This window comes from Histidinibacterium lentulum (assembly GCF_003789055.1).
In the GTDB taxonomy this organism is placed as follows: domain Bacteria; phylum Pseudomonadota; class Alphaproteobacteria; order Rhodobacterales; family Rhodobacteraceae; genus Oceanicola; species Oceanicola lentulus.
Window position 1 is genome coordinate 228,223 of record NZ_ML119084.1, and the last position, 15,996, is coordinate 244,218.

At 69.0% G+C, this 15,996-nt stretch carries 20 protein-coding genes; 7 read left to right on the forward strand and 13 right to left on the reverse strand.

All coding sequences use genetic code 11. The features are described 5' to 3' along the window. Positions 1-2: 2 nt before the first annotated feature. Positions 3-1,400, reverse strand: a complete 1,398-nt coding sequence (gene argH / locus EAT49_RS09385; RefSeq protein ID WP_246003808.1) for an argininosuccinate lyase — start codon at positions 1,398-1,400, stop codon at positions 3-5. Between the two features lie 13 nt (positions 1,401-1,413). On the opposite strand from argH, the gene EAT49_RS09390 reads away from it, so the two are divergent. Next, positions 1,414-2,001, forward strand: coding sequence for a TlpA family protein disulfide reductase (locus tag EAT49_RS09390; RefSeq protein ID WP_246003809.1), 588 nt, complete (start codon positions 1,414-1,416; stop codon positions 1,999-2,001). A gap of 65 nt (positions 2,002-2,066) precedes the next feature. Here EAT49_RS09390 and EAT49_RS09395 read toward each other — a convergent pair whose 3' ends face one another. The 7 genes from EAT49_RS09395 to EAT49_RS09425 all read right to left on the reverse strand — a co-directional run bounded on the left by EAT49_RS09395 (position 2,067) and on the right by EAT49_RS09425 (position 6,606). Further along, positions 2,067-3,158: an IS630 family transposase gene (locus tag EAT49_RS09395; protein ID WP_123642063.1), complete on the reverse strand. Its 1,092-nt coding sequence runs from the start codon at positions 3,156-3,158 to the stop codon at positions 2,067-2,069. A gap of 57 nt (positions 3,159-3,215) precedes the next feature. Further along, positions 3,216-3,593, reverse strand: coding sequence for a DUF5615 family PIN-like protein (locus EAT49_RS21120; RefSeq protein ID WP_185020712.1), 378 nt, complete (start codon positions 3,591-3,593; stop codon positions 3,216-3,218). Further along, on the reverse strand, positions 3,593-4,234 hold the full coding sequence (locus EAT49_RS09405) for a DUF433 domain-containing protein (protein ID WP_185020713.1): 642 nt from the start codon (positions 4,232-4,234) through the stop codon (positions 3,593-3,595). The genes EAT49_RS21120 and EAT49_RS09405 overlap by 1 nt, the downstream gene beginning before the upstream one ends. Before the next feature lie 195 nt (positions 4,235-4,429). Then, entirely contained in the window at positions 4,430-4,675 is a 246-nt protein-coding gene (locus tag EAT49_RS09410) for a type II toxin-antitoxin system RelE/ParE family toxin (protein WP_123642066.1), read from the reverse strand. Beyond that, positions 4,653-4,907, reverse strand: a complete 255-nt coding sequence (locus EAT49_RS09415; protein ID WP_123642067.1) for a type II toxin-antitoxin system ParD family antitoxin — start codon at positions 4,905-4,907, stop codon at positions 4,653-4,655. Before EAT49_RS09415 ends, EAT49_RS09410 begins: the two co-directional genes overlap by 23 nt. Positions 4,908-5,135: 228 nt before the next feature. Beyond that, positions 5,136-5,924, reverse strand: coding sequence for a hypothetical protein (locus EAT49_RS09420; RefSeq protein WP_123642068.1), 789 nt, complete (start codon positions 5,922-5,924; stop codon positions 5,136-5,138). A 205-nt stretch (positions 5,925-6,129) separates the two neighbouring features. Next, positions 6,130-6,606: a hypothetical protein gene (locus EAT49_RS09425; protein WP_123642069.1), complete on the reverse strand. Its 477-nt coding sequence runs from the start codon at positions 6,604-6,606 to the stop codon at positions 6,130-6,132. A gap of 90 nt (positions 6,607-6,696) precedes the next feature. Here EAT49_RS09425 and EAT49_RS09430 point away from each other — a divergent pair, with 90 nt between their 5' ends. After that, positions 6,697-7,296, forward strand: a complete 600-nt coding sequence (locus EAT49_RS09430) for a pentapeptide repeat-containing protein (RefSeq protein ID WP_123642070.1) — start codon at positions 6,697-6,699, stop codon at positions 7,294-7,296. A gap of 51 nt (positions 7,297-7,347) precedes the next feature. Here the strand turns inward: EAT49_RS09430 and EAT49_RS09435 are convergent, their stop codons facing one another. Both EAT49_RS09435 and EAT49_RS09440 read right to left on the reverse strand, forming a co-directional pair. Further along, positions 7,348-8,100 carry a hypothetical protein gene (locus EAT49_RS09435; RefSeq protein WP_123642071.1) on the reverse strand — a complete coding sequence of 251 codons (753 nt, stop codon included), beginning with the start codon at positions 8,098-8,100 and terminating at the stop codon, positions 7,348-7,350. A gap of 539 nt (positions 8,101-8,639) precedes the next feature. Beyond that, positions 8,640-9,203 carry a YqgE/AlgH family protein gene (locus EAT49_RS09440; RefSeq protein ID WP_123642072.1) on the reverse strand — a complete coding sequence of 188 codons (564 nt, stop codon included), beginning with the start codon at positions 9,201-9,203 and terminating at the stop codon, positions 8,640-8,642. A 114-nt stretch (positions 9,204-9,317) separates the two neighbouring features. Here EAT49_RS09440 and EAT49_RS09445 point away from each other — a divergent pair, with 114 nt between their 5' ends. After that, positions 9,318-10,130: a protein-disulfide reductase DsbD domain-containing protein gene (locus EAT49_RS09445; protein WP_123642073.1), complete on the forward strand. Its 813-nt coding sequence runs from the start codon at positions 9,318-9,320 to the stop codon at positions 10,128-10,130. Between the two features lie 168 nt (positions 10,131-10,298). Here the strand turns inward: EAT49_RS09445 and EAT49_RS09450 are convergent, their stop codons facing one another. Beyond that, the gene (locus EAT49_RS09450; RefSeq protein WP_123642074.1) at positions 10,299-11,237 is read right to left on the reverse strand and encodes an L-threonylcarbamoyladenylate synthase; all 939 of its coding nucleotides are present in this window, start codon (positions 11,235-11,237) and stop codon (positions 10,299-10,301) included. Between the two features lie 131 nt (positions 11,238-11,368). Between EAT49_RS09450 and EAT49_RS09455 the strand changes: the two genes are divergently transcribed. The 4 genes from EAT49_RS09455 to EAT49_RS09470 all read left to right on the forward strand — a co-directional run bounded on the left by EAT49_RS09455 (position 11,369) and on the right by EAT49_RS09470 (position 14,968). After that, a complete protein-coding gene (locus tag EAT49_RS09455) occupies positions 11,369-13,042 on the forward strand; it encodes an acyl-CoA dehydrogenase family protein (RefSeq protein WP_123642075.1) in 1,674 nt (557 codons plus the stop codon). Next, complete coding sequence (locus tag EAT49_RS09460; RefSeq protein WP_246003810.1) at positions 13,039-14,073, forward strand: MBL fold metallo-hydrolase; 1,035 nt, start codon at positions 13,039-13,041, stop codon at positions 14,071-14,073. The genes EAT49_RS09455 and EAT49_RS09460 overlap by 4 nt, the downstream gene beginning before the upstream one ends. Positions 14,074-14,166: 93 nt before the next feature. Continuing rightward, positions 14,167-14,301 (forward strand): aa3-type cytochrome c oxidase subunit IV, encoded by a 135-nt coding sequence (locus EAT49_RS09465; RefSeq protein ID WP_123642076.1) that lies wholly within the window; start codon positions 14,167-14,169, stop codon positions 14,299-14,301. Positions 14,302-14,314: 13 nt separating this feature from the next. Beyond that, positions 14,315-14,968 carry a hypothetical protein gene (locus tag EAT49_RS09470; RefSeq protein ID WP_123642077.1) on the forward strand — a complete coding sequence of 218 codons (654 nt, stop codon included), beginning with the start codon at positions 14,315-14,317 and terminating at the stop codon, positions 14,966-14,968. Here the strand turns inward: EAT49_RS09470 and EAT49_RS09475 are convergent. Together EAT49_RS09475 and EAT49_RS09480 are read right to left on the reverse strand one after the other, a co-directional pair. After that, positions 14,958-15,281 (reverse strand): AzlD domain-containing protein, encoded by a 324-nt coding sequence (locus tag EAT49_RS09475; protein ID WP_123642078.1) that lies wholly within the window; start codon positions 15,279-15,281, stop codon positions 14,958-14,960. The genes EAT49_RS09470 and EAT49_RS09475 overlap by 11 nt on opposite strands. Continuing rightward, positions 15,278-15,985, reverse strand: coding sequence for an AzlC family ABC transporter permease (locus EAT49_RS09480; protein ID WP_123642079.1), 708 nt, complete (start codon positions 15,983-15,985; stop codon positions 15,278-15,280). Before EAT49_RS09480 ends, EAT49_RS09475 begins: the two co-directional genes overlap by 4 nt. Between the last annotated feature and the right edge of the window lie 11 nt (positions 15,986-15,996).

Here is a 15,996-nt window from a genome sequence, read left to right on the forward strand (position 1 = left end):
CCTCATCCCAGAACCTCCCGCCACCGCGCCACCTGCTCCCTGACCCGCTCCGGCGCCGTCCCGCCGTAGGACCGCCGCGAGGCCACCGAGGCCTCCACCGTCAGCACCCCGAACACGCCCTCGGTGATCCCGCCATGCACGCCCCGCATCTCCCCGAGCGACAGCTCCGCCAGCTCGCAGCCCCTCGCCTCCGCCATGGCCACAAGCGCCCCCGTCACATGATGCGCCTCCCGGAACGGCAGCCCCAGCTCCCGCACGAGCCAGTCCGCCAGATCCGTCGCCGTGGAGAACCCCGACGCCGCCGCCGCCCTGAGCGTCTCGCGCTCGGCCGTCATGTCCGCCACCATCCCCGCCATGGCCCTCAGCGACAGAAGCCAGCTGTCCGAGGCGTCGAAGACCTGCTCCTTGTCCTCCTGCATGTCCTTCGAATAGGCCAGCGGCAGCCCCTTCATCACCGTCAAGAGCGCCACGTTCGCCCCCAGGATCCGCCCGATCTTCGCGCGCAGCAATTCCGCCGCATCCGGGTTCCTTTTCTGCGGCATGATCGACGACCCCGTGGACCAGCGATCCGACAGCCGCACGAACCGGAACTGCGCCGAGGACCAGATCACCAGCTCCTCCGCCAGCCGGCTCAGGTGCATCGCGGAAATCGTCGCTACCGACAAAAACTCCAGCGCGAAATCCCGGTCCGACACCGCATCCAGCGAATTGGCCATGGGCCGGTCGAACCCCAGCTCCCGCGCCGTCATCTCCCGGTCGACGGGAAAGCCCGTCCCGGCCAGCGCCGCCGCCCCCAGCGGGCATTCGTTCATCCGTGCCCGCGCGTCCCTCAGCCGCGACAGATCCCGCGCGAACATCTCCACATAGGCCATCATGTGATGGCCCCAGGTCACGGGCTGCGCGGTCTGGAGGTGCGTGAAGCCCGGCATCACCCAGTCCGCCCCCGCCTCCGCCTGCGCGAGGCACGCTCGCAAGAGCGTGACGAGCAGCCCCTCCGCCTCGTCGCAGCGCTCGCGCACCCACAGCCGGAAATCCGTCGCCACCTGGTCGTTCCGCGACCTTGCGGTGTGCAGCCGCTTCGCGGGCTCCCCGATCAGCTCCGTCAGCCGCGCCTCCACGTTCATGTGGATGTCTTCCAGCGCCGCCGAGAACCGCGCCTGCCCCGTTTCAATCTCCGACAAGACCGTGAGCAGCCCTTCCCGGATCGCCTCCGCATCCCTATCACTCAGGATGCCCACTGCCGCGAGCATCGCGGCATGGGCGCGGCTGCCGGCGATGTCCTGGGCCGCCAGACGCTGATCGAAGGAGATCGAGGCGTTGATCGCCTCCATGACCGCGTCGGGCGCCTCGGAGAACCGGCCGCCCCACATGGCGTTGGACCCGTTGGAGGAATTGGACATGACAGGCCCCCGGATGCTTGAGACCCTCGCGCGGATGAGGGCAGGGCTCGCATATATCGCGCTCGCCGCCGTTGCAAACGCGGGCCTCACCCTGTCGGCCGCCGCCGATCCCCTCGGGCTGGAGCCCCTGCGCGAGGGCGACATGCGCAAGCTCACCGTCCACGCAGAGCCCCAGCCTGGCTCCGACGCCGCCTTCGAAAGCGCCGACGGCGGCGAGATGACGCTGGCCGCCTACGAGGGCCAGGTCGTGCTCCTGAACTTCTGGGCCACCTGGTGCGCCCCCTGCCGCCACGAGATGCCCGCCCTGTCCCAGCTCCAGACAGAGCTTGGCGGCGAGGACTTCGCCGTGGTCACCGTCGCCGCCGGCCGCAACGCGCCGGCCGCCATGGCCCGCTTCTTCGACGAGATCGCCGTCGACAACCTCCCCCTCCACCGCGACCCCCAGCAGAGCCTCGCCCGCGAGATGGGTGTTCTGGGCCTGCCCGTGACGATCCTGCTGGACCGCGACGGCACCGAGCTCGCCCGCCTCCAGGGCGGCGCCGACTGGGCCACCGACAGCGCCCGCGCGATTGTCAGGGCGGCTATGGGGGTGGAGGGGTAGGGGGACGATTGGGTTAGGCAGGACCTTTACATCGACCTCTGCTAGTGTTCCGAGTCTGACGCTTCCTACCTGTTTCCACGGATTTCATCGAGTGCGTTCAGCGCGCGGCGTTCGCGGGCGAGGATGTCTTCGGCGGTTTTGGTCCATCTGAAGGGCTTCGGCGTCTCGTTGTGCTGCGCCAGATAGTCGTAGATTGCGGCCTCCAGATCATCGACGCTGGAATAGCTGCCGCGTCGGATGCGCCGGGACGTGAGTTCGGCGAAGAAGCGTTCGACCAGGTTCAGCCAAGACGCGCTGGTGGGCGTGAAGTGCAGCCTGAAGTGCGGGTGCTTGTCCAGCCACGCCCGCACCTCGGGTGTCTTGTGGGTGGCGTAGTTGTCGAGCACCAGATGGACATCGCGCCCCGCCGGCACTGTCTTGTCGATGTTGCGCAGGAACTTCACGAACTCCTTGGCACGATGGCGCGGCATGCAGTCGCCGATGACCGCGCCTGTCTTCACATCGAGCGCCGCGAACAGCGTGGTCGTGCCGTGGCGCTTGTAGTCGTGGGTCATCGTGGCGGCGCGCCCCTTCTTGAGCGGTAGCCCCGGCTGGGTCCGGTCGAGCGCCTGGATTTGCGACTTCTCGTCCACGCACAGCACCACGGCCCGATCTGGCGGATCGAGATAGAGCCCGACGATCTCGGTGACCTTCTCCTCGAACATCGGGTCGTTCGAGACCTTGAACCCCTTGATGACATGCGGCTTGAGACCGGCCTCCGCCCATATGCGGCCCACGCTCGACGGCGAGATACCCATGGCTTCGGCCATCAGCGCACGGGTCCAGTGCGTGGCATTGGGCGGGGTTTCCTGCACCGTCTTGGCGATGACCTTCAGCCTTGTTTCCATGGGCAATGGCGGCACGCGCGAGGGCCGCGTCTTGTCGCGCTTGAGACCGGCCACGCCCTCAGCGAGATACCGCGCCTGCCACCGCCAGACCGTGGGCTTGGACGTGCGTGCGCGCCGCATGATCTCGAAGGTGCCGTGACCATCCGCGGTGGCAAGGACGATCTCGGCCCGCCAGACGAGCTTGCGCGGCGTGTTGCGGTTGGCGGTCAGCGCTTCAAGTTCAACGCGGTCGGCGGGGCCAAGGTAAAGGCAGATATCGGAGCGTCTCATGCGCCAGAATATGGCACACCATGTCAGCGCTGGGAATCTTGTGTCAGGTGGCGAACACTAGCAGCGGATGAGGATCTTGTCCTTGGCGACCAGGATTTTGACCGGCCGGCCAGCGGTCCGTGCAAACGTGAACTCGATGAGGTCCAGCACTTCTTGCAGTCGCGAGGCACCTTCTGGTTCAGGACACGAAAAGCCTATTCGGCTAAGGTCATTGAAACGTGGTTTCATGAACCGCTGGTGGTTGAAGTCCTTGTCCCATGTGACCAAGGTGCGGCCCGCCCGCATGGCCGCCTCAGCCACCACAGGGTCCTTAGCGTCAACCGGCATGATTTCGCGAACGCGAACAACGTCATGACCGCGATCAATAAGCAGTTTTGGGACAGACTCCGGAACGTTGTGATCAGTCAGAAAACTGGTCGTTGTCCCAGAGAGCATCAGGCGGCATGGGATCCGTCGAACGTACGAGCAGCATCCACGTCTTCAGCAGTCAAATCCGGAAACTCCTCAAGGATCTGGTCGGTACCATACCCACGTTCGAGATACCGCTTCACGGAAGCGACAGGGATTCGCGTGCCCTCAAAAACCGGCTGATTGTTCTGCACAAAGCGACCGCTCAGAACCTGACCGCACTCGCCATGACTCCTATGATTCAGTTCTTCAATCGCCCGTTTTGTGTCGGAGATCGCGACCCGGAGTGGGATATCGAGCACGCGCTGCCCGCTAACCACCTCCCGGCGCTTGCTGTCGCGCGGATCATCAAAGACAACACGTTTTCCAAGCACGAAGAGCGTCGTCGCAGTCCATTTCTTCTCACCCAAGTGCGCGAGCTCTGCTGCGACCTTGCGGAGGTGCTGCATCGGGATGCCGGCATCGTTCCTCAGGGCGTTCAGTACCCGAAGCGAGACGATGTCCCTGAACGAGTAGACCCGGCTGTAGGCCTGTCGCCGATCTTCCGAGGCATAACTTGGGCGCAAGAAACCAGACCGGTCCCAGTCACGTAGCTGGAAGATCGACACGCCAGTCAGGCGAGTGGCGTCCTCCTCGGAGAAAGCACCTATAACTTCAGTCTCGGTCACTAAACTCCCTCCGGCGATCACCGGATCGCTTACTACAGAAATGGTTGAAGCATTCCTGCCAGTCAACGTCTCTGCCGGCCAAATGAATCCTAGTTGTTCGCCGTTGCCGCCCACGCGCACGGCGGGAGATCGTCGAGGGCCGAGCAACCGCTCTTAACCGATTCCATGTTCCTAGCCCAACCCCGCTCTCCTTCCTCAACCGACATTTAAGGTCTCCAGTCTGCGAAATCTCCACTTTCCACATTCCGGCGGGCGGGTCTCGCGCCGCTCCCGGGCCATGCGCGGGTGCTGCACCAGAAGGTCTAGGTCCGCCGCAAGCCCCCGGACATAGGCCTCCGCCTGCCCGACCGACCAGGTGCGCGCCGCATAGTCCCAGATGCCGTCCAGATCGGTCAGCGCCGCCGGCGACAGCCGGTACTCAGCGACCACCCGGTCCGGCATCCCGGTCCCGCTTGCGCGCAAGGAAGGCCTCCACGTCCAGCCCCGCGCCCGGACCGCTTGCCAGCCCCTCGTCGACCAGACGCTGCAGCTCGGCGATGGCCCGCTGCCGGTCCTGATCGCGGCGGATCAGATCGCGGACATAGTCGCTCGCATTGCTGTAGCGCCCGTCCCGGGTCTGGTCCTCGACCCAGGCCTTCATCGGGTCGGGCAAGGAAACATTCATCGTGGCCATGGTCGCAATCTCCTTGCCAGGAAGATGGCACATCTTGGCAAAGTTTGTCAAATCCGCTCGAGGCTGTCGGCTCGCCGCTATTTCCCGGACTCCCGTCCGGAAAAATCCCCACTTTCCACATTCCCAAACAATTCCAACAGGATAACCCAGCGTCCACGTGTGGACGCCCCGGCCCCGGCTCGGCCCCCGGCCTCCTCCATCGCGCTCTCCTCGAAGGCGGGCAGTCCCTCACCCCCGGCGAAGAGCCCGCGCCCTCGGCCCGTCCGCCAGCCCGTCGTCCGCCAGCCGGTTCTCCCACATGGCGTCGATGCCGACCAGCAGCCGGCAACGGAACACCGGCTTCTGCAGCGTCGCGTCCCCGATCGCCCGGCGATGACCGGACAGCTCGTCCCGGCTGACCGATCCCGACAGCAGAAGGACGGGGATCGCGGCGCAGTCCTGCCGGAAGGAGATCAGCTCGTCGACGCCGTCCGCCAGATCGTCGAACAGATCGAGGTCGACGATCATGAAACGCCAGTCCGCCGGACGCGCCCGGACGGAATCGAACATGGCGTCGGCATCCGTGGTGTGCTGGACGTCATGGCCCTGCTCGGCGAGATCCGTGGCGATCTGCCGAGTCTGCACGGAGGGCGGCGCGACCAGCGCGACCCGCGGCGGATCGCCCTCCCCTTCGAGGCGGGAATAGGACTGCCAGATCGCCAGGTCCGGCGCGACGGGGTCATGCTGCGGCCCTTCCGACAGCCCCCCCGCGCCGGCCCGCTTCGATCGGTAGCAACCGACCGCCAGCACCGCCAGAAAGACCGAGAGCTGCAGCAGCACGGTCAGCACCACCGCACCCGCAAGCGAGGTGCCGGACCACCAGAGAACCGGAACGGAAACGAGCGCCAGCGGGCCGCAGAGAAGTGCCGCCGCGACCGCGAGGCCGGGGCCACCCTCGTCCTGTCGTCGCTTGCGCCCTTCCGCGGACCCTGGCTTCGCGCCCGGGCCGCGCGGCCGGCGACTGAAACGAAAAGCCATATGCCGGAACCCGATACAAGGTATTACAATAGCTGATACACGCGCCCTGGCGATCAAGCTCTTACCTAACGTAACACCCCGGGGCGTTCTCCCATCTGCCCGGAAAATCCGCGGGAATCCGCCGCATCACGATCCCGGGAACAGGGTGCCGCGTCTCCGCCCGTCCCCGCCCCCGGCGCGCGCCCGAAGGCGCGCCATGGTTGCCTTACTCCACGACGACACGGCCGTAGACCTCTTCGGGCGGCACGCCCTGGTCGCGGACGTAGATCGGGTAGACCCCCGGTCTCATCGGGTGAAAGCTGAACCGCGCGGTGCCCGACTCGTCGCACTGGATGGCCCGGAACGTCAGCCCCTGCATGTAGAACTCCACGTCGGTCTCGCCGATGGACAGGAGGCGGATGTGCGAATTCTCGAGCAGCTCCGTCACCTCGAAATGATAGCCCGTCTCTGACGTCAGCTCCTCCGGGCAGACGACGTTGAACCGGTAGTAGCCGCCCAGCGCGAGGTCGAACTGCTCCGGCTCGATGACGGGCGCGCCGTCCTCGCCGCGGGTGATCTCCATGAAGAAGTCCTCCGGCGCGCCCGATCCCACGCGCCCCGACTCCTGATCCTGCGCCAGCGCCGGCGACAGGGCCAGCGCGCAGAGCGCCGGTGCGATCCGGCAAAGCATCCTCACGGTCATGCAGTCTCTCCCTTCCGATACTCGGTCAGGCAGGAACGCATCGGCCGCCGCCGTGTTTCAGACCCAAGCCCCGACGCCGGACCGACCGACATGCGCCTCGCCTCCCTCGTTCCTGCCCTGCTCCTGACATGGGTCACTCCCGCGGCCGCGCAGGGCGATCCGCGCGCGCGCCTCCTGAGCGAGAACGCCTGCCGCGACTGCGACCTCTCCGGCGCCGACCTGCAGGACGCCGATCTGGCCGAGGCCTATCTCACCTATGCCGTGTTCGACGGCGCCAATCTGCGCGGGGCGACCCTCGCCGACGCCTTCATGCCCTTCACGAGCTTCGAGGGCGCCGACATGACCGGGACCGTCCTCGACCGCGCCAACATCCGCAATTCCGTCCTGACGGGCGCCCTGCTCCGAGATGCCTCGCTGGCGGGCGCCGGGCTGCCGCAGGCCACCATGCGCGGGGCCGACCTGACCGGCGCGGACCTGTCGGGCGCCTATCTCGAGAGCGCGAACCTGGGCGAAGCGATCCTTCTCGACGCCCGGCTCACCGAGGCGGATCTGACCGGAGCGACCCTCGACGGCGCCGATCTGACCGGAGCCGACCTCACCGGCGCGACACTCCGGGCGACCGGCGTCTCCGGCGCCACCTTCTGCGGCACGACCATGCCGGACGGGGAGAGCCGGAACGACGGCTGCTGACCCGGCAGGCCAGGAGCCCTCCGACCGGCGGCGTCGGAGGTCCGCTCGCCCCTAATCCGGCCTCTGTCCCTCCCGGTTCAACCTCATGGCGTCGATCCCGGTCAGCAGCCGGCAGCGGAAGACCGGCTTGCGCAGGGTCACATCGCCGATCGCGCGACGATGATCCGACAGTTCGTCCCTGCCGACCGATCCCGACAGCAGCAGCACCGGGATCGCCGCACACTCCTTTCGGAAAGACATCAATTCGTCGACGCCGCCCTCGAGCGTATCGAACAGGTCGAGATCGACGATCAGGAAATTCCATTCCGTCGGGTGCATCCGAATGATCTCGAAAATGTCGTCGACGGCGGTGGTGTGGTGAATATCGTATCCGAGCTGGGCCAGGTCGGTGGCAATTTGCCGGTTCTGAACACAGGCCTGTCCGATCAGTGCGACCCGTTGGCAATGTCCGTGATTCTCGAGCGCGGAATAGGAATGCCAGATGTCGAGATCCGGCGCGACCCGGGTCTCCCGGTCCGGGTCCCAGGGGCTTTCTGCGTGACGGCCGGAGGATCGCCAGCACCCGATCCCCACCACGGCGACAAAGACCGCAAGCTGCAACAGAAAAGTCAGAAGCAGCGCCTGCAGAACCGTGACTCCGGCCAACCAGAAAGCCGGAACCGAGATCAGGGCGATCGGCCCGCACAGCAGCGCAGCGGCAATCGCGAGACCGGGACGACCGTTCTGCCCGGCACGAATCCGCCGATCCGGAGAGGACCGCTTCTCGGACAGGTCTTGTGGCCGTTTCCTGAACCACAGTCTCATCAGAGAGATCCGATTTCTACTGCTCTGAGAATTCCACTTTCAGCAGACGAATTCAAATATCTCCTTATAACTTGCCAGCAACCCCTTACGTAACGTAATCCACCTGTTCCCTCGCGGAATAGTTCTGGCTATTCTCATTCAGATCGCGAGTTTCTGGAAATTGTGTTTCACCTTCGGGAGAGAGTCATCCCGTTATTTCCGGACATGCGCCGATCCGCGCTGTGTCCGCCGCCGGCTTGGTCCATCTCCGCCCTCGCATCGCGGACCGGGGTCCCGGCCCGGCAGCACCCGTCCCGCCAATCCGCTGCAGCCTGGCCCGCGCGTCGGGAGGCCTCGCAGACCTCCCCGCAGACCGGGCATCAGCCCGGCCCACCGACCGCCCTCACGCAGGGGCGTGACACCGACGACGATCAAGACAACGCCTTGATTGATGTGCCGTCCCTGCCATTCCCGGACTCCGGTCCGGAGAAACTTGCAACTTCAGCATTCTTGAGCCATTTCAAAAGGATAGACGACCGTCCACGCGTGGACGCTTCGCCTCAGGCCCGCCCGGCCTCCCCCGAGAGCAGCAGCGGGTCGATGCCCAGCGACTTCAGCGCTCCCGACCACTTGTGCTCGTTGGCCCGACCGAAGACCAGCTCCGGCCGCGCGGCGCAGGTCAGCCAGCCGTTCTGCCCGATCTCCCCCTCGAGCTGCCCCGGCCCCCAGCCGGAATACCCCAGCGCCAGGAGCGAGGACGACGGCCCCCGCCCCTGCGCCAGTTCCTCCAGCACGTCGAGCGTCGCCGTCAGCCCGATCTCCCCGTCCACCGGCAGCGTCGCCCCCTCCGAGCGATAGTCCGAGGAATGCAGCACGAAGCCCCGCGCCGCCTCCACCGGCCCGCCGTAGTGCACCCGAATATCCCGCGCGTCCGGCGCCCGGTCGATCTCCAGCTGCTTCAGCAGGTCGCGGAAGCTCACCTCCGGCGTCGGCTTGTTCACGATCAGCCCCATCGCGCCCTCCGCCGAATGGGCGCACATGTAGATCACCGCCTGCTCGAAGCGCGGATCGCCCATCCCGGGCATCGCCACCAGCAGCCGACCGACGAGGTTCTCGGGTTCCATCTCCGTCATCCCTCTCAGGATGTGATGCACGGCCGCCACTGGCAAGGGCAGGCGCCCGCCACGCTCCCGGAGAGGTTACTTTTTCTTTCAGCGGCCCCTGCCTAGGGTGCGCCGATGACCACCAGACTCGCCTCCGCCGCGGCGCTAGCCCTCACCATCCTGACCGCCCCGCTGCCCGCTCCCGCGCAGACCGGCCTGTCGGATGGCGTCGTCTCCGCCCGCATCCTGCCGGGCTGGCGGACAGAGGCCGGAACCCACATGGCCGGGCTCGAGATCACCCTCGCCCCGGGCTGGAAGACCTACTGGCGCGCGCCCGGCGACACCGGCATCCCGCCCGATTTCTTCTGGCAGCACAGCCAGAACGTCTCCGGCCTGCGCCTGCACTGGCCGGTGCCCGAAGTGAGCCACACCAACGGCATGCGCTCCATCGGCTACAGCGACCATGTCGTGATCCCGCTCGAGTTCACAACGCCCGAGGCCGGCCGCGGCGCGATGATCGCGGGCGAGGTGGAGATCGGCGTCTGCGCGGACATCTGCATCCCGGTCCGCCTGCCCCTCGTGGCGGAACTGCCCCCCGAGGGCAGCCGCTCCGCCGAGATCGTGGCCGCGCTCGTGGACCGCCCGGCGACCGCCGCAGAGGCCGGCGCGGGTCCTCTCGCCTGCCGGGTGACCGCGCTCGGCGACGGTCTCAGGCTCGAGATCGCGCTGACCCTGCCGCCGACCGGCAGCGCCGAGGAGGTGGTGATCGAGGCGGGCGATCCCTCCGTCTGGGTCAGCGAGCCGGTGATGCACCGCGACGGAAACAGCCTCCTCGCCGTCGCCGACCTCTTCGACATGGACGGCGGCAGCGTGGCCCTCGACCGGTCGCGGGTGCGGATGACCGTGCTCGGCACCGACCGCGCCGTCGACCTGCTGGGCTGCGACTAGCCCCCGGGGGTCCGGTCCCGTGCCGCCGCCGGTCGCAGACGGTCGCGGATCGCGGCGCGGAGCGGGGACAGCGGCGGGGCGCCGCGCGACCGATCGCCCTGCGCGGTGCCCGGCATCGACCGCCCCGCCGATCTTGCGGGCTGCGACGAGGCCCCGGGGCGAGGGTCCCTAGCTCCTCGGCGCCGCCGCCCGCCGCAGCCGGTCGTTGATCGCGAGACCGAGGCCGGTCTCCGGGATCGGCGCCACCGCGATCCGCGCCACCCCGGCCGCATCGAGCCTGTGCAGCACCGGGAACAGCGCCGCCGCCGCCTCCACGAGGTCGCCCGCGGGCGACAGGCTGACCTCCCCCGCCACCGCGGCGAAACCCACGAGCACCTCGCCCTCCCGCGCCGCCGTCGCCCCCATCCGCAGCGACCCGCGCGGCGCGTAATGCGAGGCGAGCTGGCCCGGCGCGCTGACCGGCCCGCCCGGCGCGCCTTCGGACAGCGGCGCGCCGAGGCACGCCTCCAGCGCCTCCCGCGGGAGCCCGCCGGGACGCAGCAGCACCGGCTCGGGATCGAACCCAACGATCGTCGACTCGACCCCCACTCCGCAGGGACCGCCGTCCAGCACCGCCGCGATCCGTCCGTCGAGACCCGCCAGCACATGCGCCGCCGTGGTCGGGCTCAGCCGTCCGGACGGATTGGCGGAGGGCGCCGCCACCGGCCGCCCCGCCGCGCGCAGCAGGTCCCGCGCGACTCCATGGGCGGGCACCCGGACGGCCAGCGTGTCGAGCCCCGCCGTCACCAGCGGGGAGACCCCGGCACCGGCCCTCAGCGGCAGCACCAGCGTCAGCGCCCCGGGCCAGAACGCCGCCGCCAGCCGCTCCGCCGTCTCGGGCATCCGGCACAGTGCGGCAACAGCCTCGGGATCGGGCAGATGCACGATGAGCGGATTGAACCGCGGCCGGTCCTTGGCCGCGAAGATCGCCGCCACCGCCCGGTCCGACGTGGCATCGGCGCCCAGCCCGTAAACCGTCTCCGTCGGAAAGGCGACGCAGTGCCCCGTGGCCAGCAGGCCAGCCGCGCGGGCGATGCCCTCTCGGTCGGATGTGAGCCTTTCGGTCATGACGCTGCGTTTCGGTTGTTTTGGGTCTCGCCCTCCCTAGCCTCGGAGGAAGGGGTCGCCCCGCCGTCTAGCGGTCGGCCCCAGGCGTGCCAAGTGACCGCGGCGCGCATCGCAACCGCAAGGAAGACGCCATGTCCTACCGCGCGCCTGTCAAAGACACCCTGTTCCTTCTGCGCCATGTGGCGGATTACGGCGCGGTGGCCGCCACCGGCCGCTTCGCCGCGGCGGATCTCGGCATGGTCGAGGCCGCCCTCGCCGAGGCCGGCCGCCTGTCGGAGGACATCCTCGCCCCGCTCCAGACCATCGGCGACCGCACGCCCCCCCGGCTCGACGAGGCGGGCGTGGTCATGCCACCGGGCTACGCGGAGGCCTGGACCCGGGTCGCCGGGGGCGGCTGGATCGGCCTCGCCGCGGATCCGGCCCACGGCGGGCAGGGCCTGCCCGGCACCCTCGCCGCCGCGATCACCGAGATGATCTCGGGCGCCTGTCTCTCCTTCGCCATCGCCCCCCTGATGAGCCAGAGCCAGATCGAGGCGCTCGAGACCCATGCCGACGACGCGCTCAAGGCGCAGGTCCTGCCCCGGTTGATCTCGGGCGACTGGGCCGCCACGATGAACCTGACCGAACCCCAGGCCGGCTCCGACGTGGGCGCCGTCCGCACCCGGGCGGAGCCGCTCGGCGACGGGCTCTACGCGGTGACCGGCCAGAAGCAGTGGATCAGCTACGGCGACCACGACATGACCGCGAACATCTGCCACCTCGTCCTCGCCCGCCTGCCGGACGCGCCCGCGGGCACGAGGGGCCTCTCGCTCTTCCTGGTGCTCAAGATCCTGCCCGACGGGAGCCGCAACGCGGTCGCCGCCACCTCCCTCGAGCACAAGATGGGCCAGCACGGCGCCCCTACCTGCGTCATGTCCTTCGAGGGTGCGAAGGGCTGGCTCGTCGGCGCGCCCCACGGCGGGATGGCGGCGATGTTCACGATGATGAACAACGCCCGCCTAGGTGTGGCGATGCAGGGCGTGGGCGTGGCCTCCGCCGCCCTTGACCGGGCCCGCGCCTTCGCGGGCGAGCGCGTGCAGGGCGGCGCGCCGATCGAGGCCCATCCCGATGTGCGGCGGATGCTCGCGGAGATGGAGGCCGACGTCCTCGCCGCGCGGGCGATCGGCCTGATGTGCGCCGTTTCGGCGGACATGGCCCTCGCCACCGGCGAGGCCGCCCATGCGGCCCGCGCCGGGGTCCTGACGCCGCTGGCCAAGATCTTCGGCACCGAGACCGGCTCACGCGTCGCGGACCTTGGCATCCAGGTCCACGGCGGCGCGGGCTATGTCTCGGACACCGGGGCGGAGCAGTACCTCCGGGACATCCGCGTGACCGAGATCTACGAGGGCACGACCGGCATCCAGGCGCTCGACCTCGTGGGCCGCAAGATGCAGGACGGCGGCGCCGCCGTCCTCGCCCTGATCGAGGAGATCTGCGACGGCGCCGAGGCCGCCCGCGCGAGCCTGCCGGATCTGGCCGATCCCGTCTACGAGGCCGCAGAGAACCTGCGCGACGCAACCGACCGGCTTCTCGAGGCCCCGGCCGAGTACCGCCGCGCCGCCGCCGTGCCCTTTGCGCGGGGCTTCGCGCGGGTGCTGGGCGCCCATGCTCACCTCGCCGCCGCCCGCGCCGGGGACGCGGATCGCCGCGCCCTGGCCGAGGCCTATGTCGGCCTGCTGCTGCCGGAGCACGCCGCGCAGCTTGCCGCCGCCTCCGCCGCCGGGCATCTGCTGATCACAAGCCCCGGCAAGGACGCAGCCGCTTGACGCGACATACCGACGGACTGAGCTTTCCATGGGAGAGCGCCCCCGCCGAAGGGGAGGCGACGGAAATCGCCGAGGGCCTGCTGTGGATGCGGCTCCCACTGCCGATGGCGCTCGATCACGTCAACGTCTACGCGCTCGACGACGGCGACGGCTGGACGCTCGTGGATACCGGCATCTCGTCGCGACGCTGCATCGCGATCTGGGAGCGTCTGCTGGCGGGACCGCTCGCCGGCCGTCCGGTGCGGCGCGTCATCGTCACGCACCACCATCCCGACCACGTCGGCCTCGCCGGCTGGTTCGCCGGTCGCGGCGCGGACATCCTGACCTCGCGCACCAGCTACCTGATGGCGCGGATGCTGACGCTCGACGTGCAGGAGACATGGCCCGCCGAAACGCTCGCCTTCTACCGAGCCGCGGGCATGGAGCCCGGGATCCTCGCCGCCCGCCGCGCCGAACGACCGTTCAACTTCGCCGACACCGTCACGCCCCTGCCGCTGGGTTTCCGGCGACTGACCGAGGGTGCGCGGGTCACCGCCGGAGGACGGCGCTGGCATGTGGCCATGGGCGGCGGTCACGCGCCCGAGCATGTGACGCTCTGGTCCGCGGAGGGCGACCTGGTGCTCGGCGGCGACCAGCTGCTGCCCGGCATCTCTCCCAATCTGGGAGTCTATCCCACGGAGCCCGGGGCCGATCCCGTCGCCGACTGGCTCGAAGCCTGCCGCAAGCTCTCGCATCTGGCGACCGAGGCGCAGCTCGTGCTGCCCGGACACAAGCTGCCGTTCCGCGGCCTGCCCCTGCGGCTGACCCAGCTCATCGAGAACCATGTCTCCGCCCTCGACCGCCTCGCGGATCATCTCGCCACGCCCCGTAGCGCCGGCCAGTGCTTCCTGCCGCTCTTCCGGCGCGAGATCCGCGGCGGCGAATACGGGCTCGCCCTCGTGGAGGCCTACGCCCATTGCCTGCACCTCTGGCACCACGGCCGCGCGCGGCGCTGGCGCGAGGACGGCGTCGACCTCTTCGAGGCGCTCTGACGCGAAGGTGCGACAGGCTGACATCTTCGTGAGCGTGACAGTCCCGCCCGGATCGACTATTGCCCATCTCGCCCGAACGCGGAGGATGATCGCATGGCAGAGCACAAGCACGGCACCATGAATATCGAGACCCAGGAACGCACGTTCGACGGGTTCCTCAAGATGGTGACCCGCGCGACCGTCGTGATCGTCGTCGGCCTCGTCCTGCTCGCCCTCATCAACGGCTGAGCGACCCGGCACGATGAACCGCAGGGCCTTCCTACTCGGCGCCTCCGCCCTCGGGCTGACCGCCTGCGGGGCGGCCGAGCCAGTGTCCACGCCCCAGTCGGTCCTCTCGGCGCGCGCCTACGTTCATCCGGGCCCCAAGATGCTGACGCTCTTCACGATGAAGAGCACGTCCTCGGACCGCGGGATGCATACCGGCCTGATGACCAACGCCAGCCAGCGGGTGATCTTCGATCCCGCGGGCACCTTCGGCGGCGATGTGGCGGCGCAGCCCTGGGGCTATCTCGTGCCCGAGAACAACGACGTGCACTTCGGCATCACCGACGAGATCGCCGATTTCTACGCCCGCTACCACGCCCGCATGACCTATTACGTCCTGCGCCAGGACGTGCCGGTCTCCGCCGCGCAGGCGGAGGCCGCGCTCCGGGCCGCCATGTCCTACGGCGCCGTGCCCAAGGCCCATTGCACCATCGCCACCAGCCGGGTGCTGCGCCAGGTTCCGGGCTTCGAGGGCATTTCCGAAACCTGGTTCCCCGACCGCCTGTCCGAGCAGATCGCGCGCTTCTCCGGCGTGACGACGCGCGAATACCGGGAGAACGACAGCGACGACAAGTCGCTCGCCGCCGCGGCCTTCGGCGCGGACCTGCCCGTCGAGGCGTTCAACCCATGATCCAGAGCCCGCCATAGAGCATGAGCGCCCCGGCGCCCACGGCGAGGATCACGTCCCGCCGCCAGGCCCCCACCGCCAGCGCCGCGACCGCCGCCGCGAGCCGCACCGGGTCGGTCTCTCCGCCGGTCGCCGCCGGAAAGGCCACCAGCGGCGCCACGATGGCCGGAATCACCGCGACGGGCGTGTAGCGCAGCAGCCGCAGCAGCCAGCCAGGCAGCGGACGGTCGCCCACCAGCCCGAGGAACGAGAAGCGGATCAGGAAGGTCCCCACGGCCATGCAGCCGATCAGCGCCCAGATCTGCGCGTCGCTCATGCCCACCGCCCCCGCACCGTCTCCACGGTCGCGCCCACCGCCATCGCCGCCGCCGCCGCGATCAGCAGCCCCGTGCCCGCCGGCATCCCCCGCAGCGCCAGCGCCACCACGACCGAGGTCGCCGCCGCGGCCACATGGGCCAGCGTCTTCAGCATCGGCGCCACCAGCGCGATGAAGGTGATCGGCAGCGCGAAATCGAGCGCGAAGCCCTCGGGGATGCGCGCGCCGACGAGCGCGCCCACCATGGACAGCGCCACCCACATCACCGCCATGGGCAGGCCCACGCCGAGGTAATAGGCGATCTTCGCCGCCACCGGCTCGGCCGGGCGCGCCTCGTAGCGCAGCACGCCCAGCGCATAGGGCTGGTCGAACATCACGAAGGAGGCCACCGCCCTCTGCCACAGCGGCGCGGGGCCGAGCCACGGGATCAGCGCCGCGGAATACATCATCATCCTGAGGTTCACGGCGAGCGCGCCGGCGAGGATCAGCCAGAACCCCGCCCCGTCCTGCATCAGCTGCAAGGCAGCGAACTGCGAGGCTCCCGCGATCACCAGCGTCGTCATCGCCAGCGTCTGCGTGAGCGTCAGCCCGGCCTCGGTCGCCAGCACGCCGAAGAGCACGGAGAGCGGTCCTACGACCACCCAGAACGGCAGGCCGTCGCGGGCGCCCGCGAGCGCGGCGGATTTCACGGTGGAGGCGATCATGGGGTCCGTCT